This window comes from uncultured Algimonas sp., from assembly GCF_947498175.1.
GTDB lineage: Bacteria > Pseudomonadota > Alphaproteobacteria > Caulobacterales > Maricaulaceae > Litorimonas.
Genome location: NZ_CANMJB010000003.1, coordinates 123,048 through 142,824, shown reverse-complemented (window position 1 = coordinate 142,824; position 19,777 = coordinate 123,048). Strand labels below are relative to the sequence as shown.

Genomic DNA, 19,777 nt, shown 5'->3' with positions numbered 1-19,777 from the left:
GTCTATCTGATGGAGGATTCCGGAGAAGCCGTACTGCCCGCAACGGAAGATGGCAGCCCGTCCATGACGTTCGTGGAGTTTTCGTTCGGCGAGGACAAGGCGACGTTCGGCACGTTCGAGAATTCCATCGTCAATGCGGATGATCTGGACCGGATGGTGATCTGGTATGCCGACGGCACCAATGCGAGGTTCGAGGACGACATATCGATCCAGAGTGGAGAGACCATGACGATTCTAGCGGACTCAGCCACCTTCCCCTCTTCCGTCCAAGTCGGTCAGGAAGACAACCGTGCTGTTGCGACGCGGTCCCCCGGATAGAAAAAGCGGCCTTGGAAAGACGGCCTTTTGCGGATTTCGACACGCGCTGCGATCAGGCCGGCAGTCGCAACAATGCGACGGTGTCGATGACTTCTATCATCGGGCTCGCGGCGGACCCGGCGACCGGTGCGGAGCTGGAGACTGTCAGTCGCGGGTCGTCAGCACGCGCACGTCGTAGCCCTTGTCGGCCAGCATGACGGGGACGCTGTCCGGGCCGAGCAGGTGACCGGCGCCGACGGCGACGAAATCCACGCCCGCGCCTTGCAGCTCCTGGTCGAGCCGGTCCGCCCAGGCCGCGTTGCGCCGGGTGAACATGGCGTCATACATGTCGGGGATGAGACGCTTGGCTTCGAGGACTACGTCGTCTTCGAGCATGTCGACCCGTCCGTGCGCCCAGCTTTCGGCCATCCGGGTCATGGCGACGACGCCGCCGTCCAGCTCGTCCAGCGTCCATTCCAGCATCTCGATCTGCGTCTGCTGGTCCATGCCGGCCAGGATGCGCAGCTGTTGTTCGGCGGTCTCGAAGGCGCGTCGTTCCAGCTTTTCCACACGCGGTTCCAGAACGGCCTCGGCTCCGGCCGCCGGGTCGAAGCCCGCGCCCACCATCTGCATGATCGGCAGGGTGATCGCGGCGAGCCAAGGCTGCAACTGGTCGAGCATTCCCACGCTCATGCCGAGCTTTTCAGCCTCATGTGCGAGTTTGGCGCGCGTCTTGTCGTCCAGCAGACTGGAGAGGGGCGCGTCGGCGGCACCCAGTTCCATCGTGATCCGCTGCAGGTCCGGATCGTTCTGCGCGTCCTTGGGCAGTTCGAACCAGGCTTCGTCGGCCCGCGCGATGGCGTCGGTCAGAGCCTGCGACTGCCATTGCGTGTCCGGCAGCAGGAGGTGGAAGGTCCCGAACAGGATCACTTCGGAATCCGCATCCGTAACGGAGAACATGACCGGTTCGTCGCGCAGCGTAGCCTCGTCGAGATCGGCGAGGTCGAACGGCGCATCGGCCGCATTGGCAGGGATGCTGATCAGGAGCGCCAAAAGGGCGGCGTGAAGAGGGCGGATCATGTCTTGTCCTTCGAAGGCTGCATGACGTTGCAATGCCCGCAAGCCGGGTGCGAGACAAGCAAAAGGCCGCCCCGTCCGGGGCGGCCTCGCAAAGCTCAGCTCCGGGCGGCTCAGTGCGCCACAACCGCCAGCAGCAGGAGCGCGATGATGTTGGTGATCTTGATCATCGGGTTCACCGCCGGGCCGGCCGTGTCCTTGTAGGGATCGCCGACCGTGTCGCCGGTGACGGACGCCTTGTGGGCTTCGCTGCCCTTGCCGCCGTGATGGCCGTCCTCGATATACTTCTTGGCATTGTCCCACGCGCCGCCGCCGGCGGTCATGGAGAGCGCCAGGAACAGACCGGTCACGATCACGCCCATCAGCATCGCCCCGAGCGAGGCCAGCGCCTGTTCGGTCCCGGCGATGAAGTAGATCGCGAAATAGAGCACGATCGGCGCCAGGATCGGCAAGAGCGACGGCTTGATCATTTCCTTGATCGCCGCGCCCGTCAGCAGGTCGACGGCCCGGGCGTAATCGGGTCGCGACGTGCCTGCCATGATGCCCGGATCCGACTTGAACTGGCGGCGTACCTCCTCGACGATCGCACCGGCCGCGCGGCCGACCGACTGCATCGCCCATGCTCCGAACAGATAGGGCAGCAGGCCGCCGATGAACAATCCGACGATGACGTAGGGATTGGTCAGGCTGAAATCGACGCTCACGCCGGACAGCGGATTGCCGGGCTGCGCGCTGAAATACAGGATGTCCTGATAGTAGGCGGCGAACAGCACCAGCGCCCCGAGACCGGCCGAGCCGATGGCATAGCCCTTGGTCACGGCCTTGGTCGTGTTGCCCACGGCGTCCAGCGCATCGGTCGTCTTGCGCACGTCCGGGTCCAGATTGGCCATTTCGGCGATCCCACCGGCATTGTCCGTCACGGGACCGAACGCGTCGAGCGCGACGATCATGCCGGCCACGCCGAGCATGGCCGTCACCGCGATGGCGATGCCGTACAGGCCCGCCAGGCTGAAGGTGATGATTATGCCCGCGACGATGATCAGCGCCGGAACGGCGGTGGCTTCCATCGACACGGCCAGGCCGGCGATCACGTTCGTGCCGTGACCGGATTCGGACGCGGCCGCGACCGACCGGACCGGACGGTATTTGGTGCCGGTATAATATTCGGTGATCATCACGATCAGGCCGGTGATGACCAGGCCGACGACGGCGCACCAGAACAGGTCCATGCCGGAAAAGGCCGCGCCGACGATGTCGCCGTTGCGGTCGAACGTCTCCGTCCCCACGACCTCGCCGAACCCGCCGAGCACGAAGACCGTGACACCGGCGATGGCGGCGATGGACAGCACGCCCGTCGCGATCAGCCCCTTATAGAGCGCGCCCATGACGTTGGTCGAGCCGGACGACAGCCGCACGAAATAGGTCCCGATGATCGAGGTCACGATGCAGGCCGCCCCGATCGCCATCGGGTAGAGCGCCAGAACGCCCACGCCCGCGAACAGGATCGAGCCCAGAACCATGGTGGCCGCGATGGTCACGACATAGGTCTCGAACAGGTCGGCCGCCATGCCGGCGCAGTCGCCGACATTGTCGCCGACATTGTCCGCGATGGTGGCCGGGTTGCGCGGGTCGTCTTCGGGAATGCCCGCTTCGACCTTGCCGACCAGATCGCCGCCGACATCCGCCCCCTTGGTGAAGATGCCGCCGCCGAGGCGCGCGAAGACCGAGATCAGCGACGCACCGAGGCTAAGGCTGACCAGCCCGTCGATGACGCCGCGCGCGTCCGCGCCCATCGGGCCCGTCAGGACCATGTAGTAGACGGCCAGACCCAGCAGGGCGAGACCGGCCACGAGCATGCCCGTGATGGCGCCCGCCTTGAAGGCGATGTTCAGGCCCGCGCCCAGCGAGCCGCGCGAGGCTTCGGTCGTGCGGACGTTCGCCTGCACGGACACCAGCATGCCGACATAGCCGGCGATGCCCGACAGGACCGCGCCGATGACGAAGCCGAGCGGCGCGATGAAGCCGCTGGAGCCCCAAAAGAGGGCGAAGAGGATGACGGTCACGAACACGCCGACGACGGCGATCGTCTTGTACTGCTTGTTCAGATAGGCTTTCGCGCCTTCCTGGATCGCGCCGGCGATCTCGTTCATGCGTTCGTTGCCGGTGCTGGCCTTCATCAGGCTGGCGCGGGTCACGATCCCGTAAAGCACGGCGAGCAATGCCGCGCCGATGATGATGTAGAGTGTCATTGTCTAGTGGCCCCGACCCTTGGGCAAAAATGTTTCGGGCCGGGTCTCCCTCAGTTCGGCCGGGCGAACGCGCGGCGTGCATGTCTGAAGTTGGCCGTCCGGTGCGCCGCCCGCGGGTAGGGTCCCGGGTGCGGTCTTTCGGACGCTTCCCCTCGCGATGTTGTGAAGTTGGCCGTCTCTGCTTGGTGGACGAGGACGCTTCCCTTCGCGATGAAAACCGTCTGGCGCAGATGCGGCTCCATTTCAAGGGAAAGCCGTTCGCCGTTAACCGGATGTCAACGACTGACCTCCACCGATTGATCTGTTAACCCCGCGCGGCGGCGAAACTGTGCCATTTTGGCAACGCGAGACGGAAAAGCGGGCGAAACGAGGCGGTTGCGGCGCAATGGCACTGGCCGGACGGTTCGGCCAAGCCTTAGTAAGCGATCAATCAATAAGACAGTTCGGGAGACAATCATGACAGGTTCATTTGCCGGCCGCGCCAGCGCGCTCGCCCTCATCATGGCGCTCGGCGCGTCATCCGCCTTCGCGCAGGACCGGACGTCCAGCAGCGACGTCTTCATGGACGAGGTCGTCACGACGGCGACCAAGAGCGCCGATGTCGAAACCGTCCAGGACGTTCCGGTCGCCGTCACCGCGCTGAGCGCGGACACGCTCGAAGCGCTCAAGGTGCGCGATCTCGAACAACTCGCTTTTGCGGCGCCCAACGTCACGCTCGACGATATCGGCACGTCGCGCGGCACGGCCAACTTCTCGATCCGCGGCCTGGGCGTGAACAGTTCGATCCCTTCGATCGATCCGACCGTCGGCGTCTTCCAGGACGGCGTCTATCTGGGCGTGAACACCGGCGTCGTGTTCGACATCTTCGATCTGGAATCGGTCGAGGTGCTGCGCGGACCGCAAGGGCTGCTGTTCGGCCGCAACACGACGGGCGGCGCGGTCCTGATCAACACGACCAATCCGACGGACGAAATGCGCTACCGGGCGCGTTTCGCGGTCGAAAGCCCGCTGGACGGGGACCGGGGCGGCCCCAGCACCTATGCCATGGGAACGCTCACGGGCCCGATTGTCGCCGGCAAGCTGAACGGCAAGATCGCCGCCTATTACAACAAGGATGACGGTTATTTCCGCAATGGCTTCGACGGATCCAACCACGGCAAGGCGCAGACCTATATCCTGCGCGGCGGTCTGGAATGGAGGGTCACGCCCGATTTCACGCTGAACGCCAAGGGCGAATATTTCGATTCCGACGGCGACGGACCGGCGGCGCAGAACCGCGGACTGTTCGAGCGCGACAGTTTCGATTTCTCGATCGACGAGCCGGGCTCCTATCGCAACAGGGTGTATAACGGCACAATCCGCGCCGATTGGGATGTCGCCTTCGGCAACGGCCAGATCACCAACATCTTCGGCTATCGCCAACTGGACGCCAACACGCTCGGGGACATCGATTCCTCGCCGTTCGACGTCTTCCACTCCACGACGCAATTCGAACAGGAGCAATTCTCCAACGAACTGCGCTACAACGGCACGTTCGGCGCCGCCGAAGTCACGACGGGCCTGTACTGGTTCGACCAGGACGTCGCCTATGACGAAGTCCGCTTCCTGTTCCGCTTTGCCGGCGCGGGCGCCCCGCCGACCTTCTATGGCGGCGGCCAGCAGAGCCACCAGGTGCTGGGCGCCTTCGTCAATGTCGATTACGCGATTGCAGACAATTTCATTCTGACGGCGGGTCTGCGCTATTCGGACGAGGAAAAGGACGCCGGCATCACCTATGTCCAGCCGCGCCTGGCACCTTGCTCCATCGTGGCGGGAACCTGCCCGTTCGACGGGCTGAACTTCACCGGCGCGCCCAACGGCTACACGGATGACGACAGCTGGTCGAACTGGACGCCCAAGCTCGGGGCGCAATATTTCTTCGACGATGACTGGCAGGCCTATGCCACTTACACAAAGGGCTTCCGGTCGGGCGGATACAATTTCCGCATCACCAACGTTCCGGTCTTCCTGGCGCAGGTCGCGGCCAATGGCGGGCAGTTCTCGTTCGATGAGGAAGAGGTGGATGCGTTCGAGCTCGGCACCAAATGGACATCCGACGACCGCCGCGTCAATGTGAACGCCGCCGGCTTCTATACGGATATCAGCGACATGCAGCGCGAAGTGAATGTCTCGGATCCGGCCGCAGGCGTGCTTCAGAACATCATCAACACGGCGGACGCCTCCATTCTCGGCTTCGAGGTCGACGGGCGCTTCACCCTGTCGGACATGTTCACCCTGACCGGCAATCTGGGCGTCATCGACGCCGAATATGACGATGTCCGCGCCGACATTTCGGGCGACGGCGTCGTCTCCGCCGCCGATCTGGCGCTCGACCTGCCCCGCGTCCCGGAAGCCACATACGGCTTTGGCGGCATCGTCGACGTTCCGACGGGCGAGCGCGGCCTCGTCACCATGCGCGGCAATTTCCAGCATCGCGACCGCTTCGCCTACACGGACAGCAATCTCGGCTGGGTCCAGGCGCTCGACCGCCTCGATGCGTCGCTGACCTATTCGATCGAGAACCGCAACGGCCAGCGCATCTCCATCTCTGCCTTTGGCCGCAACCTGCTGGACGAAGTCCAGGTCGGCGGCGACACGCAATTGCCCGGCACATTCGCCGCCCCTTATGGCGGCCAGTATCCGCGCCAGACGGGACAGCCCGTGCCGTTCGCGGACAATCCGCAATTCGGCACGTTCAGCCCGCTGAAGAAGGGCAAGGTGTTCGGCATCGAGCTCAACATAGAAGGCTGACCCGGCCCATGACCCGGCCCGTGACCCGGCCCATGGGTCGCGCGTTCAAGCCCCGCTTCGGCGGGGCTTTTTTCATGGCCGTCCATCACGCTTCGGTGAAAATCCGCGCGACCGGTTGAACGAAAGGCCGGATGCGGCGTAACAACAAGGCAACCTTCATCCGTTTGTTTCGGAGACCACCATGACCCGACCGTTCCGCCTCGCCCTCCTGTCCGCCGCCGCATTCGCCTTGCCGCTCCTTGCGCTTCCGGACGGGGCAATGGCCCAGACATCCGTCACCGGCACGTCCGGCACGACGATCCAGATGGAGGAACTGGCGACCTTCGACGGAGCGTGGGCGATGACGTTCCTGCCGGACGGCCGCGCGCTGGTGACGGAAAAAGCGGGGACGATGTGGCTGCTCAGCGACAAGGGGGCCAAGATCGGGCGCATCGATAACGTCCCCGAAGTCACGGAACGCAACCAGGGCGGCCTGGGCGACATCATCGTCGATCCGGATTTCTCGGACAACAACACCGTCTATCTGTCCTATGTCGAACGCGACGCCGACGATGACGACCTGTCCGGCGCCGCCGTGGAGCGGGCCACGCTGAACCTGACCTCGAACGGCGGATCGTTGGCGGACCGCGAGGTGATCTGGCGGCAATTCCCCAAAGTGACCGGCAACGGCCATTACGGCCATCGTCTGGCGATTTCGCCCGATAACGCCGAAGGCGGCGGGGGCTATCTGTTCATCACTTCGGGCGAGCGGCAGAAATTCACCCCGTCGCAGAACATGGACATGAATCTCGGCAAGATGATCCGGGTGGCCAAGGACGGCTCCGCACCGGAAGACAATCCGTTCTACGGACAGGCCGGCGTCACGAACCAGATCTGGTCGCTCGGCCATCGCAACCCGCTCGGCATCGATTTCGATGCGGACGGCCGCCTTTGGGTCCACGAAATGGGTCCGGCGCATGGCGACGAGTTGAACCTGATCGTCCGCTCGGAGAATTACGGCTATCCGGTCGTCTCCAACGGGGATCACTATTCCGGCACGGAGATCCCGGACCACACGTCCAATCCCGTCTTCGAAAATCCCGCCACCTGGTGGGACCCGGCGATCAGCCCCGCCGGTTTCGTGATCTATGACGGCGACCTCTTCCCCAACTTCACCGGCGACGGCTTCATCGGCGGCCTGTCGAGCCAGGCGCTGGTCCGCGTCGTGTTCGACAAGGACAAGATCGACAATGTCGGCGGCAGCCCGTCCAAGACGGACCGGCGCGAGACCATCGCGACCGAAGCCGAACGGTTCGAATGGGGCCAGCGCATCCGCGAAGTGGAACAGGGTCCGGACGGCGCGCTCTACGTGCTGGAAGACAATGAGGGCCGGTTGCTGAAGCTGACGCCGGGCTAGCGCGCGGACTCACCCCGGTTCGAATGCGGGACCTTGGGCCTCAGGTGGACGCGGCCCGCGCGGGAGCGCTCAAGCGCCAACCAGCGGATAGGTCGCTTCCAGATCGTACCGGTTCGGACCGCGCGTCTGCCGCCAGCTGGAATAGAGCCCGAACTGATCGACCAGGAAGGGTCCGACCATCGTGTCGGCATGCTTGCGCTCATACTCCGCGATCCTTTCCAGATCCGGATAGGGCTTGAGATAGGCCAGCGTCAGATGCGGGCGGAAATCGCGGCGCTCCATCGGAATGCGCAGTTCGCGCGCCACGCGCTTGCAGTGATTGTGCAGCCTGGTCAGCGCCGGGTCGGGATCGACCTTCAGATGGATCTGGTGCGGTTCGGCGCGGCCAAAATGGCTCATGCCGCGCAAGGTCAGCTCCATCGACGGCAAGGGCCGCCGCGCCAGTTCCGCGTCCAGCTCCTCGGCCAGCGTCTCGCTCACCTCGCCAAAATAGCCGACCGTGACGTGCAGCTTCTCAGGCGCGCTCCAGCGAGCGCCGGGCACGCCTTTCTGCATCCGGGTGACGGCCCGGATGACACCCGAAGGCGGCCGGATGGCGGCGAACAGGATCATCGGCGCCCCGCTACCGTCCGAGCGGGCAGCGATAGGTCCTGTGCAGCCGGTCGGCCTCGCGCTCCATCTCGTCCGTCCAGTCGATCGCGTGCGCGTCGATGTTTTCCGACAGCTGCTCGATGGATGTCGCACCGATGATGTTGGAGGTGACGAAGTCCCGGCTTTCCACGAACTTCAACGCGAACTGGGTCGGCGTCAGGCCGAGCTTGCGCGCCGTCGCGTTCGCGTCGAGCCAGCTCTCCTCGTGCTTCATATAGTTGGACATGAAGCCGTCGAACAGCGCGCCGCGCGAGCCTTCGGGCGCCGTCCCATCGTCATACTTGCCCGTCAGCACGCCCATGGCCAACGGGGAGTAGGCGAGCAGGCCGACCTTTTCCCGCATGGCCACCTCTGCGCGGTCATAGTCGAACCGCCGCGCGATCAGCGAATAGACGCACTGGTTGGACTGCATCCGCGGCAGGCCGTGCGCCTCGGCCAGGGCCACGAACTTCATCGTGCCCCAGGCGGATTCGTTGGACAGGCCGACATGGCGGATGCGGCCGGCATCGACATGGCGCTGCAATGTTTCCAGAATCTCCAGCAGCGGCACCATGTCGTCCGCATCGTAATCGTCATAGCTGTGCATGCCGAAGGCGGGGAGGTCCCGGTCGGGCCAGTGCAATTGGTACAGATCGATGTAATCGGTCCGCAGGCGGCGTAAGGATTGCTCCACCGCCATGTCGATCTGCTCGCGCGTGTGGCGGCATTGCTCGACCTGGTCGTCACGGGTCCAGACCATGCCGGAGCGGCCCACGACCTTGGTGGCCAGCACGACATCGTCGCGCTTGCCCCGCGCGGCCAGCCAGCTGCCGATATAGTCTTCCGTGCGGCCTTGCGTCTCGCGCTTGCCCGGCACGGGATACATTTCCGCCGTGTCGATGAAGTTCACGCCGCGCTCGGAGACGGCGTAGTCGAGCTGGTCATGCGCCTCGTCTTCACTGTTCTGCTGGCCCCAGGTCATGGTGCCGAGGCAGATCGAGGTCACGTCGATATCGGTCGTGCCGAGTTTGCGAAGTTCCATAGGATCAGAGTCCTGCAAGAGTGGAGAAGAGCGTCGTTGCGTGGGCTACCGCACGTCGGCGCGATGCGCCAAGGGGAAACGGATCGCGACCCCTAAAGTCACGCCCTATGGCGCCCATAGGCAAAATCTTGCCGCTTCCAGCCCGTCTGACCCGCTTGTCATTGGCAAAATGAGTGAATTGCACCTATATTGGAGGCAACTGCCGCCCTTCCTCCGCGTTGGGATGGTGATACTATCAACGGAGTTCACAATGAACGATTTCAACAGAGGCGTCATCGGCGGCAATGTCGATACCGAGGTCGGCCTCAAGAGTTTCATGCTCGGCACCTACCGGTGGATGATGCTGGCCATGCTCGTCACGGCCGGCGTGGCTTATATGACGGGCCAGGCGATACTGTCCAACGAAGCCATTGCCGCCTTCCTTCGCAATCCGCTCGTCGTGCTCGGTTTCGTGATCGCGATTCCGGTCCTGTTCGGCGGCGTGGCGCGCAAGCTGCCCTCCATGTCCATGGGCGGCGTGCTGACCTTCCTGTTCGGGTTCGCCGCTCTGATGGGTGTGTTCACGGGCGTGTTGACCATCGCCTATACCGGCGCGGTTCTTCTGAAGATCTTCTTCATGACCGTGGCGCTGTTCGCGGCCCTGTCCATGTTCGGCTACACGACCAAGACCAATCTGATGCCGTATCTCAAATTCGCGGCGATCGGTTTCGTGGTCTTCGTTGGCTACATGGTGCTGTCCATGTTCGTCCCGGCGCTGGCGCCGACCGGCATGATGCAGACGGTCATGATGGGTGTCGGCCTGGTGCTGATCTCGGTCATCACGGCCGGCCAGACCCAGGGCTTGAAGGCCATGTATTACGGCCTCGGCAACGATCTGGAGATGATTAACAAGTGGAGCGCCATGGGCGCGGCCAGCCTGCTGCTTTCCTTCATCAACATGTTCCAGTTCCTGCTGGCCCTGTTCGGCAGAGACTAGGCGCGACGCCTCAGACGGAACCCGGAAGGCCCCGCCGTCGCGCGGGGCTTTTTTGTGGCCGGCATGGGTACGGTCTCGCTTTAGGGCTGCCTTCCAAGGCCTGTCCGGGCGTCTTCATCCACCGCAGCGCCGAACTTGTGGGACACAGCCCCTATCCGACCAACGGGGTTCGTGCGTATCAAGGCCCTGATGAGCGTCTATCTCCACGGGCTATCGACATGCGTGCCGCCCCACGCCTTGCCCCAGGACGAGGTCGCCCGCCGCGCCCATGAAATCCTCGGCCCCCGTTTCAAGGGGTTCGACCGTCTCGCCCCCGTCTTCGAGACGTCGGGCGTGAAGATGCGCTACAGCGTCGCGCCGTTCGACTGGTTCGAAAGCGCAGGCGGATGGACCGACCGCAATGCGCGCTACATGGATGGGGCGGCCGATCTCTATGTCGATGCCGCCAGACAGGCGCTGGACGATGCGGGCTGGAGAGCAGAGCAGGTCGATATCCTCGTGACCGTATCATCGACCGGGATCGCGACGCCGACGCTGGAAGCCCAAGCCAAGAGCCGGATGGGGTTTCGCGACGATGCCTTGCGCGTGCCGCTGTTCGGTCTGGGCTGTGCCGGAGGCGTGTCCGGATTGAACGTGGCGCGCGAACTGGCGCATGCGAACCCGTCCGCCAAAGTGCTGCTCGTCGTGGTGGAGACCTGTACGCTGTCCTTCCGCAAGGCGCGGCCCAAGAAGGCCGACATCATCGCGACCATCCTGTTCGGGGACGGTGCGGCGGCCGCCGCCCTGTCGTCGGAAGAAAGCGGTGTCCGCGTGGACCGCGGCGCGTCCAAGACCTGGGACGACACGCTGCCCATCATGGGCTGGGAGGTGGACGAAGACGGGCTGGCCGTCGTGTTCGATCGCTCCATTCCGGACTTCGTCACCGAAGAGATGCGTGCCGCGACCGATGCGGCCTGTGCGCAGATGGGGCTGGAGCGCGACATGTTGGGCCGCGTCGTCGCTCACCCGGGCGGAGCGAAAGTCGTCGATGCGCTGGAGGCGTCGCTCGGCCTCGGCGGGGGTTCGCTCGACATCGAACGCGACATATTGCGGGACTATGGCAATATGAGCGCGCCGACCGTTCTCTTCGTGCTGGACCGGGTATTGAAACGCGGCGATGCGGAAGGCACGGGCCGCCCGCTGCTGGCTTGTGCGCTGGGACCGGGCTTCTCGGCCGCCTTCGCCCCGGTCCATGTCGCCTAGGGAGCGCGCACGATGAGCCTGTTCGCCATTCTCTTCCTCGCCTACGTCGTCTTCGAGCGGCTGGTCGAACTGCCCATTGCGACGCGCAATACCAAACGCCTGATCGCCCAGGGCGGGGTCGAACATTCGCCGCGCCATTATCCGCTGATCGTCGCCGTCCATGCCGGCTGGATCCTCGCCATGGTCTGGTGGGGCCACGACAATCCGCTCAACATGATCTGGCTCGGCGTCTATGCGGTGCTGCAGGTCCTGCGCGTCTACATCCTCGGCACGCTGGGCCGCCGCTGGACCACGCGCATCATCGTCCTGCCGGACGAGGCGAAAGTGACCAAAGGCCCCTTCGCCCTCGTCCCGCATCCCAACTATCTGCTGGTCATCTGCGAAATCCTCGTCGCCCCGCTCGTGCTGGGCCTGTGGGAGGTCGCGGCCATCTTCGGCGCGCTGAACGCCATGATCCTGGTGATCCGCGTTAGCGCGGAAGAGAGAGCCTGGGCAAGCCGGTCAACCGGTTCGGAATAGGCGTCAGACAGACGCGAAACTCGACAGCCTACAATTCAGGGTCGGTCATTCTCCAATCTCGCGACGAGCCGATGAAGCCAGGGACGCAGAACGGCGTGTCCGAATTCGGATGATGCGGCCCGCGAGGCGTGGACGCGGTCGTAGGTCACAAAATCGCGACCGCTAGGTGTGTAGACGGCGCACTCTACGCCGGGACAGTAGAAGGCGTTTCGGCTTGCCCACTCGACGTTGGGCGTCTGCTCCGCGAAGCTGGCAACGGCGTCGTCCAGCGAAAACGTCATCGAATAGATCTCCTCGTCCGGAATCGTCGCGCCCCGACCCAGCGGGATGTCCCTTGCAATATCCACGAACCGGCGGTTCAGGATCGTGCCGTTGCCGAGCAGCAAGATCTGCACATCGGGATTGAGGGCCCTCATCCGGCTTAGCGTGTCCTCAAAGAATTCGACCCGGATGGGACGCCAGAATGTCGAGACGACGACGATATCGACCTGGCTGAGGATTCCGCCGTCCGCGAAGATCTGCCCGTTCCAGTCTCTGCACTCGGCGGCGAGGTCGGGATTGGTGTAGATCCCGGCACGGTCCTGATAACCCTCTATGTCGTAGACGGGTGCACAGCCCCTGAAGCTGGCCGGGATGACATTGGCGTCGGGAAGAGCCGCGCTCACCGCGTTGAAACCGTCGACTCCGAGACTGTCGCCGAGGATCGCGATATTGATCCGGTCCGGCGAGACGGTCAGGCAATCGACGCTTTCGATGTCGGGGCAAACCTCCCGCACCTGCGCGTAGCGCACATCATTGACGTCCGTGCGCGCCAGCAACGCTTCGGGGCTTGGCAATGTGGACTGCGCCGTCATGTCGGGATTGGCCGCCATCGGCACTTGCGAGACCGGTTGCGGCGCGCTCAGGACGGAAAATGCCGCCAAGCTCACAGCCAGCGTCGTCACCCAACCCGCCCCCATGACACCCGCCCCCATGACTCCGGCTGCGCCCGCCGCGTGGCGCGCCGAATGGGAGGGTGCCCGCAACGGTGTCTCGACCCAGCGATAGAGCGCATAGGCCAGCAGAAACGATGCGACCGCAACGCCGACGGTTTGCCCGACCGTCAAATCGGGACCGAACCGATACTCCATGAAGACGATGAGCGGCCAATGCACCAGATAGAGGCTGTAGGACATCTTGCCGATCAGAACGGCCGCGCCATTCGTCAGGATCCGGCTCGAGACCGGAACCCGGGCCGCAAGGATCACCGCGACGGTCCCCAAGCAGGGCAACCAACTCGACAGACCTGGAAAACGGGTGGCCGGATCGTAGAGGATTGCCGCGCTCAGGATCGCACCTAGGCCGCCGAAGAACAGGAGCTGACGCAACCCTGTCGGCAAATTCACACGGTAGTAGCGCAAGCCGACGGCCGTCAGCCCCCCCAATGCGAATTCGGTGATCCGGAACGGCATGAGGTAGAAGGCGGCGGCGACATAGCGACCCAACGCCCACTCAGCGGCGAGCAGGCCAATGACGGCGATGGCGGCCATGCTGAGGAGCGCGACATGCCGGGGAATTTTGAGAGCTATTCCCGCCATGAGCAGGAGGGGCCAGAGTAGGTAGAACTGCTCTTCGACCCCGAGCGACCAGGTGTGCAGAAGCGGTTTCAGTTTGCTGTCCACATCCCAGTAGCCCGCTTCCAGCCAGAACCCGAAATTGGACAGCGACGCAAGCGCCAGCAGGGCCGACCGCATCATCGCGATCAGATCGGCGCGTCCGAAGATGAACCATGCGACGAGCACGGTCACGGCGACGGTTGCGAACAAGGCCGGAAACAAGCGCCGCGCCCGACGCAGATAGAAGGTGCGGAGTGAGAAGTCTTCGCCTTGCTCCAGGATGATCCCGGTGATCAGGAAGCCGGAGATTACGAAGAAAACATCCACGCCGATGAAGCCGCCCGAAAAGGGCGGCAGTGAGAGGTGGAAGGCGAGGACGAGCAAGACCGCCACAGCGCGCAATCCATCGATCTCGGCTCTATAGGTCATGCTGGATCAGCCATACTTGTCGATCGACCGAGGGAACGAGTCTGCCCAGCGAACCTTTGCCATTGCTGCGGCGCACATGTCACCCCCGTCTATGAACTGATGCGCAAATCCATGAGGGGCAAAGAATCCTCAGTATCCTTGGCCCGCTGAGCTGGTTGTATCAGCGCAAGGCAACGCGAGAGGTCGGTTGGGCGAACATCTCCTGCGCCCTCAACGCCTTGGTTCCGGCGATGCGCAGACACGCGGAAGCGCGGGCCTGGGAGTCGCACTAATTGTCAGACTTGGATTCTGGCTTGAGCTGGTCGAGCAGAGCCCGCTCCGGGGCTGACAGATTGGCTGGGTTGCCGATCAGCAGCACGCCGCGCGTGCCGTCCTCGGCTTCCAGCAGGTAGAGCGTGGCCTCGCTGCCCGGATCGGTTCCGGCGTCCACGAACCACATGTCCTCGACCCGGATCGCGCCGAGGCCGTAGGCCGTGTCGGTCTCGCGGCAGTAGAGCGCCTTGGCCTGAGTCTCGAAGTGATGGGCGAAGCCCTTCGCGGCGGCCTTCTCCAGAAGATAGGGGATGTCTTTGACGGGATCGGGGGCCATGGGGTCTCCTGGTCTCTCGGTAAGAGGTCTCTCGGTAAGTCTAGTCTCTCAGCAATTCGTTCACGCCCGTCTTGGCGCGGGTCTGCGCATCGACGGTCTTGACGATGACGGCACAAGCGAGGCTGTGACGGCCATCCTTGGCGGGCAGCGAACCAGGCACGACGACGGAAAAGGACGGGACTTCGCCGTAGGTGATCTCGCAGGTCTCGCGGTCGTAGATCTTCGTGCTTTTGGAAATGAACACGCCCATCGCCAGCACGGCGCCTTCGCGCACGATCACCCCTTCGACCACTTCGGAGCGCGCGCCGATGAAACAGCCGTCCTCGATGATGGTCGGATTGGCCTGCAGCGGTTCCAGCACGCCGCCGATCCCGGCGCCCGCGCTGATGTGGCAGTCCTTGCCGACCTGCGCACAGGAGCCGACGGACGCCCAGGTGTCGATCATCGTGCCTTCGCCGACGCGCGCGCCGAGATTGACATAGGACGGCATCAACACCGCCCCCGGCGCGACATAGGCCCCGCGGCGCACGGCGCAGGGCGGCACGGCGCGGATGCCGGCGCGTGCGAAATCGTCCTCGGTCCAGCCGGAAAACTTGCTCGGCACCTTGTCGAACCAGGCCCCGTCCGCCGGCCCGCCCGACATGAGCGTGTTGGCGTGCAGGCGAAAGCCGAGCAGCACGGCCTTCTTGAGCCACTGATGCACGATCCAGTCGTTGCCGCTCTTCTCGGCGACGCGGAACGTCCCGTCGTCCAGCCCCGCAATGGCGGCCTCGACGGCGTCGCGCCGCTCCCCGGTCGTGTCGGGCGACAGGCTGGCCCGGTCGTCCCAAGCGGATTCGATGGTGGATTGCAGTGCGTCGGTGGTCATGGACGGGCGCTTAGGCCAACCCCCATGAAACCGTCAACGCCGGACCTTGCGTTCCACCATCAGGTGGAGCGCTTCGAGGAAGCGCGACCGGTCCCTGGGCGCGAATGGCGGCGGCCCGCCGATACCGGGTCGGTCCGCCCCGTCCCGGAGATCCGCCAGGATGGCGCGCACGGCGATCTGGGAACCGATCGTGGCATCGTCCATGACCTTGCCGTTGGGGGCCAGGACGCTCGCACCCGCCTTCAGGCATCGCTCCGCGAGCAGGATGTCGGCCGTGACGACGATGGCGCGTTCGTCGGCGCGTTCGGCGATCCAGTCGTCGGCGGCGTCGAACCCGTCCGTGACCCGCTGGAACGCGATGGCTGGCTCCGCCGGGGTCCGCAGCCACTGATTGGCGACGACCGTAACGGGAACGCCGTGCCGCCGGGCGACCTTGTAGGTTTCTTCGCGCACCGGACAGGCATCGGCATCGATATAGATGTGCGTCCCCACGGCACGCGCCTAACGAGCGCGGCGACGCGTCACAAGACTTTCATGCCTGAATGACTTGCGTCATTTCCATTCATGTTTAAATGGGTGGCATGAATACGAACTGGTCCGACTATCCCGTGTTCCTCGCCGTCGCCCAGGCAGGCTCGCTGACGGCGGCGGGCAAACGGCTGGGCATGAGCCAGCCGACCGTGGGGCGGCGCATCCGCGCACTCGAAGACCATTTCAACACGCCGCTGCTCAAGCGCCAGAGCGGGCAGCTTGTCCCCACCACGTTCGGGCAGAGCATGCTCGACCATATCCGGCGCATGCAGGACGAAGCGGCCGCCATCGACCGGTCGTCGGCCACGCTGGAAGACAGCCTGTCCGGCGTCGTGCGGTTGAGCGCGACCGAAGGGATCGGCACGGCTTGGCTGCCGGGCGTGATGCAGCGCTTCCGGGCCGAGCATCCGGACGTTCTGGTCGATATCGGCATCGGGTTCGAGAGCTTCAACCTGGCCCAGCGCGAGGCCGATATCGCCCTGCGCTGGAAGAGCCCGGGCGAGCAGAATTCCCTGATCGGACGCAAGGTGGCGGACGTGGCGTTCGGCTTGTTCGCCAGTCCCGAATATCTCGATCTGGCGGGCGCGCCCGAAACGGTCGACGATCTGCCTGGCCATGACGGTGTGATGGCCATGATCATGGACGGCAAGATGCTCTGGCTGATGGATGAGCGGACGGACGAGATGATCCACATGCCGGGCCGGATCACGTTCCAGTCCAACTCCATCTGGGCATTCTACGAGGGGCTGGAACAGGGTTACGGCATCGGCATGTTGCCTCTTTGCGGACAGACGACGCGCAGCCGGAACCTGGTGCGGGTCATACCGGACCTCGAACAGACGGAAGCGCTCTACCTCGTCGCGCATCAGGATCTGAAACGCTCGGCCCGCATTCGCGGCGTCTTCGACTATCTGGTCGAAGCCTTCCGCCAAGACGCCGCCTTCTTCGCCCATGGCGGCGAAAGCGTCTTCTCGCCCGGCCGGTTCGACATCGCGCCGCCTTCGTCCCGCCATGAAGACCGCAATCTTCCGCATCTCTCCGCCGCCGCGGAATAGACCTCGACCTGCCGGGCGCACGCGTTAAAGCGCCGTCATGTCCACAGCGTCGAGACAGACCGGCTTTTCCTGCCCGCTTTGCGATGCGGCCGGGTTCACCCTGCTGGAAACGCAGGCCGACTGGCTGTCGCGTGCGGCCGGGACGGCTGACGAACGCCGGCAGATCGGCGGCATCGTCGCCGCCGATCCGGACCTTGCCTTCGGCGGCATCGTGCGGTGCCGTGAATGCGGATTGGCGACGGTCCGGACGCGGCCGTCGCCGGACGCGCTCGGGCGCTTCTATTCGGCCTATTATGCCTCGGCGAGCTACGGCACGAAGCGCGACAAGAAAATCAAGCGCGCCGCGCGCCGCGTCCGCCGCCTGTCGCGCCGGATCCGAAGCAACGGTTCGAACGCCAAGCGGCGTTTCCTCGATGTCGGGGCCAATCTCGGCTATGCGGTCGAGGGGGCGAGGCAGCGAGGGTTCGACGCGACCGGGATCGAGATCGACGCCGAAGCAGTCGCGCGCGCAACCGCCGAATTCCCCGGCAACAGCTATCACGCCACGACCGTGGAGGCGTTCGCCGCGCGCGGCGAGACGTTCGACCTGGTCTACTGTTCGGAAGTGATCGAACACGCCATCGACATCCGGTCCTTCGCTTCCGCCCTGATGGACCTGGTCGCGCCGGGCGGCGTGCTGTTCGTGACCACGCCCGCCGACGGCCACCGCGCCACGCCCGACCCGCTGGTCGGCTGGGTGCAGGTCAAGCCTCCGGAACATCTGCACTGGTTCGCAAAGGCGCATCTGCTGCGCCTGTTCGACCGGCCGGACTTCGCCCCGCGCTTCCGGTTCAATCCCAAGCCGGGCCACAAGCTGGTGCTGAGGCGCGCGCTGCACTGAGCGCGATGTTCGCCTTGGCGAACGCGACCCGCCCCCATATAGCCGCCCGCGTGAGCGATGCGCGCAAGGATACGATCGATTTCGGCTTCGAAGAGGTCCGGACCGCCGACAAGCAGGAGCGCGTCCGGCAGGTCTTCGACTCCGTCGCGCGCGATTACGACCGCATGAACGATGCGATGAGCGCCGGACTGCACCGTGTCTGGAAGGACATGGCGATCACCAAGCTCAACCCCCAACCCGGCGAGCGACTGCTCGACGTGGCGGGCGGGACGGGCGACATCGCCCGGCGTTTCGTTCGTGCGGCCGACAAGGTGCGCCGGCGCCGCGGCGGAGCCCCTGCGCGGGCCGTCATCTGCGACATCAACGACGAGATGCTGCTGGCCGGGATCGATCCGCGCAAGGATTCCGGGCTGGACCTGACCCGCGTCTGCGGGAATGCGGAAGCGCTGCCCTTCGGCGACGCGCAGTTCGACGCGGTGACGATCGCCTACGGCATCCGCAACGTGACCGACCGCAGGGCGGCGCTGCGCGAGTTCCACCGCGTGCTCAAACCCGGCGGGCGGCTGGGCGTGCTGGAATTCACCACCCCGCCGGAACCGCTGATCCGGAAGGCCTACGATGCCTACTCCTTCGCGGTCATCCCGCGGCTGGGCGGGGCCATCGCGGGCGACCGCGACAGCTACCGGTACTTGGTCGAAAGCATCCGGCGCTTCCCCAAACAGGACCAGTTCGCGCAGATGATGCGCGATGCGGGGTTCGCCGGCGCGAACTGGACGGATTACAGCGCGGGCGTCACGGCCTTTCACACGGGATGGAAAATCGCATGAGCTCCGATTCCGGAAAAGACAATCGTCCGAACGATCCGAAGGAGACGCTGGAAGCGGTCGAAGCCGCCAATGCCGCGCAACTGCCGGAAGGCACGGGCGGCAACAATCATTTCTGGCTCGATTTCGGGCCGCTTCTGATCTTCTTCGTCAGCTTCCACTGGATCCGGCGTAGCGACCCTGACGGCGCCATGCTGGTCGCTGCGGGAATCTTCGCCGTGGCGGCCGTCGTCGCCGTCGTTTTGGGATGGCTGCGCTACAAGTCGGTCTCGCCCATGCTGATCCTGTCCACGGGCATCATCGTCGTCACGGTCGTCCTGGCCCTGCTGGCCGACAACCCGATCATCTTCTACATGAAACCGACCATCGTGAATTCGCTGTTCGGGATCGCGGCGATCGGCGGCGTTTTCATGAACCGCAACATCATCCGGCTGATGGTCGGCAATGCGTTCACCCTGCCGAACCGGATCTGGGACAAGCTCGCCGTCCGTTGGGGCCTGTTTTTCTTCGCCATGGCGGCGCTGAACGAATTCATCTGGCGCACCCAGTCGGAAGAGTTCTGGGTCAATTTCAAGGTGTTCGGCTTTCTGCCGCTCACGATCGCCTTCACCCTGACCCAGATCCCGACGATCAGCCGCCATGGCGGATTGGCGGGCCTGTCCAAGGACGAATCGTAAACCCGCCCTTAACCGTGTTCTCCGGCCGGGCTGGACCCGGCCGGGAAAAGCCTTACGCCGCGTTTCGACGAACGGTCGGGGCCGACCGGCTTCGGTGCGATGAGCGGGCAG

General features: G+C 64.6%; 18 protein-coding genes. 10 read left to right on the top strand and 8 right to left on the bottom strand.

Annotated elements, in window-relative coordinates:
- Positions 1-9 precede the first annotated feature (9 nt).
- A complete protein-coding gene (locus Q0718_RS05520; protein WP_298914692.1) occupies positions 10-318 on the top strand; it encodes a hypothetical protein in 309 nt (102 codons plus the stop codon).
- 144 nt (positions 319-462) lie between these two features.
- Here Q0718_RS05520 and Q0718_RS05515 read toward each other — a convergent pair whose 3' ends face one another.
- Positions 463-1,377: a TraB/GumN family protein gene (locus Q0718_RS05515; protein ID WP_298914689.1), complete on the bottom strand. Its 915-nt coding sequence runs from the start codon at positions 1,375-1,377 to the stop codon at positions 463-465.
- Positions 1,378-1,487: 110 nt separating this feature from the next.
- The gene (locus tag Q0718_RS05510; protein WP_298914686.1) at positions 1,488-3,623 is read right to left on the bottom strand and encodes a sodium-translocating pyrophosphatase; all 2,136 of its coding nucleotides are present in this window, start codon (positions 3,621-3,623) and stop codon (positions 1,488-1,490) included.
- 456 nt (positions 3,624-4,079) lie between these two features.
- Here Q0718_RS05510 and Q0718_RS05505 point away from each other — a divergent pair, with 456 nt between their 5' ends.
- Together Q0718_RS05505 and Q0718_RS05500 are read left to right on the top strand one after the other, a co-directional pair.
- A complete protein-coding gene (locus tag Q0718_RS05505; protein ID WP_298914683.1) occupies positions 4,080-6,413 on the top strand; it encodes a TonB-dependent receptor in 2,334 nt (777 codons plus the stop codon).
- 181 nt (positions 6,414-6,594) lie between these two features.
- Positions 6,595-7,809 carry a PQQ-dependent sugar dehydrogenase gene (locus tag Q0718_RS05500; protein ID WP_298914680.1) on the top strand — a complete coding sequence of 405 codons (1,215 nt, stop codon included), beginning with the start codon at positions 6,595-6,597 and terminating at the stop codon, positions 7,807-7,809.
- Between the two features lie 69 nt (positions 7,810-7,878).
- Here Q0718_RS05500 and thpR read toward each other — a convergent pair whose 3' ends face one another.
- A complete protein-coding gene (thpR, locus tag Q0718_RS05495) occupies positions 7,879-8,421 on the bottom strand; it encodes an RNA 2',3'-cyclic phosphodiesterase (RefSeq protein ID WP_298914678.1) in 543 nt (180 codons plus the stop codon).
- Positions 8,422-8,431: 10 nt separating this feature from the next.
- Positions 8,432-9,481 (bottom strand): aldo/keto reductase, encoded by a 1,050-nt coding sequence (locus Q0718_RS05490; protein ID WP_298914675.1) that lies wholly within the window; start codon positions 9,479-9,481, stop codon positions 8,432-8,434.
- 250 nt (positions 9,482-9,731) lie between these two features.
- On the opposite strand from Q0718_RS05490, the gene Q0718_RS05485 reads away from it, so the two are divergent.
- The 3 genes from Q0718_RS05485 (at position 9,732) to Q0718_RS05475 (ending at position 12,218) form a co-directional block, all read left to right on the top strand.
- A complete protein-coding gene (locus Q0718_RS05485; protein ID WP_298914673.1) occupies positions 9,732-10,457 on the top strand; it encodes a Bax inhibitor-1/YccA family protein in 726 nt (241 codons plus the stop codon).
- Positions 10,458-10,646: 189 nt separating this feature from the next.
- A complete protein-coding gene (locus tag Q0718_RS05480) occupies positions 10,647-11,699 on the top strand; it encodes a hypothetical protein (protein WP_298914670.1) in 1,053 nt (350 codons plus the stop codon).
- Positions 11,700-11,711: 12 nt separating this feature from the next.
- Positions 11,712-12,218 carry an isoprenylcysteine carboxylmethyltransferase family protein gene (locus Q0718_RS05475; protein ID WP_298914667.1) on the top strand — a complete coding sequence of 169 codons (507 nt, stop codon included), beginning with the start codon at positions 11,712-11,714 and terminating at the stop codon, positions 12,216-12,218.
- Between the two features lie 35 nt (positions 12,219-12,253).
- On the opposite strand, the gene Q0718_RS05470 is transcribed toward Q0718_RS05475, so the two are convergent.
- The 4 genes from Q0718_RS05470 to Q0718_RS05455 all read right to left on the bottom strand — a co-directional run bounded on the left by Q0718_RS05470 (position 12,254) and on the right by Q0718_RS05455 (position 16,191).
- The gene (locus Q0718_RS05470; protein ID WP_298914664.1) at positions 12,254-14,242 is read right to left on the bottom strand and encodes an acyltransferase family protein; all 1,989 of its coding nucleotides are present in this window, start codon (positions 14,240-14,242) and stop codon (positions 12,254-12,256) included.
- A 268-nt stretch (positions 14,243-14,510) separates the two neighbouring features.
- Complete coding sequence (locus Q0718_RS05465) at positions 14,511-14,831, bottom strand: hypothetical protein (protein ID WP_298914661.1); 321 nt, start codon at positions 14,829-14,831, stop codon at positions 14,511-14,513.
- A gap of 40 nt (positions 14,832-14,871) precedes the next feature.
- Positions 14,872-15,699, bottom strand: a complete 828-nt coding sequence (gene dapD / locus Q0718_RS05460) for a 2,3,4,5-tetrahydropyridine-2,6-dicarboxylate N-succinyltransferase (protein WP_298914658.1) — start codon at positions 15,697-15,699, stop codon at positions 14,872-14,874.
- A gap of 33 nt (positions 15,700-15,732) precedes the next feature.
- Positions 15,733-16,191: a YaiI/YqxD family protein gene (locus Q0718_RS05455; RefSeq protein WP_298914655.1), complete on the bottom strand. Its 459-nt coding sequence runs from the start codon at positions 16,189-16,191 to the stop codon at positions 15,733-15,735.
- A gap of 89 nt (positions 16,192-16,280) precedes the next feature.
- On the opposite strand from Q0718_RS05455, the gene Q0718_RS05450 reads away from it, so the two are divergent.
- From Q0718_RS05450 to Q0718_RS05435, 4 genes are read left to right on the top strand one after another with little or no spacing between them, the layout of a single operon-like run.
- The gene (locus tag Q0718_RS05450; RefSeq protein WP_298914652.1) at positions 16,281-17,285 is read left to right on the top strand and encodes a LysR family transcriptional regulator; all 1,005 of its coding nucleotides are present in this window, start codon (positions 16,281-16,283) and stop codon (positions 17,283-17,285) included.
- 37 nt (positions 17,286-17,322) lie between these two features.
- Positions 17,323-18,165 carry a methyltransferase domain-containing protein gene (locus Q0718_RS05445; RefSeq protein ID WP_298914649.1) on the top strand — a complete coding sequence of 281 codons (843 nt, stop codon included), beginning with the start codon at positions 17,323-17,325 and terminating at the stop codon, positions 18,163-18,165.
- A 50-nt stretch (positions 18,166-18,215) separates the two neighbouring features.
- Positions 18,216-18,992 (top strand): bifunctional demethylmenaquinone methyltransferase/2-methoxy-6-polyprenyl-1,4-benzoquinol methylase UbiE, encoded by a 777-nt coding sequence (gene ubiE / locus Q0718_RS05440; RefSeq protein ID WP_298914646.1) that lies wholly within the window; start codon positions 18,216-18,218, stop codon positions 18,990-18,992.
- On the top strand, positions 18,989-19,666 hold the full coding sequence (locus tag Q0718_RS05435) for an inner membrane-spanning protein YciB (RefSeq protein WP_298914643.1): 678 nt from the start codon (positions 18,989-18,991) through the stop codon (positions 19,664-19,666). The genes ubiE and Q0718_RS05435 overlap by 4 nt, the downstream gene beginning before the upstream one ends.
- Positions 19,667-19,777: the final 111 nt, after the last annotated feature.

What these genes read in the sequence shown, in the direction of transcription:
- Q0718_RS05485 (WP_298914673.1), top strand. Translation starts at nt 9,732, where the DNA reads ATGAACGATTTCAACAGAGGCGTCATCGGCGGCAATGTCGATACCGAG.
- dapD (WP_298914658.1), bottom strand. Translation starts at nt 15,699, where the DNA reads ATGACCACCGACGCACTGCAATCCACCATCGAATCCGCTTGGGACGAC.
- Q0718_RS05490 (WP_298914675.1), bottom strand. Translation starts at nt 9,481, where the DNA reads ATGGAACTTCGCAAACTCGGCACGACCGATATCGACGTGACCTCGATC.
- thpR (WP_298914678.1), bottom strand. Translation starts at nt 8,421, where the DNA reads ATGATCCTGTTCGCCGCCATCCGGCCGCCTTCGGGTGTCATCCGGGCC.
- Q0718_RS05465 (WP_298914661.1), bottom strand. Translation starts at nt 14,831, where the DNA reads ATGGCCCCCGATCCCGTCAAAGACATCCCCTATCTTCTGGAGAAGGCC.
- Q0718_RS05475 (WP_298914667.1), top strand. Translation starts at nt 11,712, where the DNA reads ATGAGCCTGTTCGCCATTCTCTTCCTCGCCTACGTCGTCTTCGAGCGG.
- Q0718_RS05435 (WP_298914643.1), top strand. Translation starts at nt 18,989, where the DNA reads ATGAGCTCCGATTCCGGAAAAGACAATCGTCCGAACGATCCGAAGGAG.
- Q0718_RS05510 (WP_298914686.1), bottom strand. Translation starts at nt 3,623, where the DNA reads ATGACACTCTACATCATCATCGGCGCGGCATTGCTCGCCGTGCTTTAC.
- Q0718_RS05480 (WP_298914670.1), top strand. Translation starts at nt 10,647, where the DNA reads ATGAGCGTCTATCTCCACGGGCTATCGACATGCGTGCCGCCCCACGCC.
- Q0718_RS05470 (WP_298914664.1), bottom strand. Translation starts at nt 14,242, where the DNA reads ATGACCTATAGAGCCGAGATCGATGGATTGCGCGCTGTGGCGGTCTTG.
- Q0718_RS05450 (WP_298914652.1), top strand. Translation starts at nt 16,281, where the DNA reads ATGAATACGAACTGGTCCGACTATCCCGTGTTCCTCGCCGTCGCCCAG.
- Q0718_RS05515 (WP_298914689.1), bottom strand. Translation starts at nt 1,377, where the DNA reads ATGATCCGCCCTCTTCACGCCGCCCTTTTGGCGCTCCTGATCAGCATC.
- Q0718_RS05445 (WP_298914649.1), top strand. Translation starts at nt 17,323, where the DNA reads ATGTCCACAGCGTCGAGACAGACCGGCTTTTCCTGCCCGCTTTGCGAT.
- Q0718_RS05520 (WP_298914692.1), top strand. Translation starts at nt 10, where the DNA reads ATGGAGGATTCCGGAGAAGCCGTACTGCCCGCAACGGAAGATGGCAGC.
- Q0718_RS05500 (WP_298914680.1), top strand. Translation starts at nt 6,595, where the DNA reads ATGACCCGACCGTTCCGCCTCGCCCTCCTGTCCGCCGCCGCATTCGCC.
- Q0718_RS05505 (WP_298914683.1), top strand. Translation starts at nt 4,080, where the DNA reads ATGACAGGTTCATTTGCCGGCCGCGCCAGCGCGCTCGCCCTCATCATG.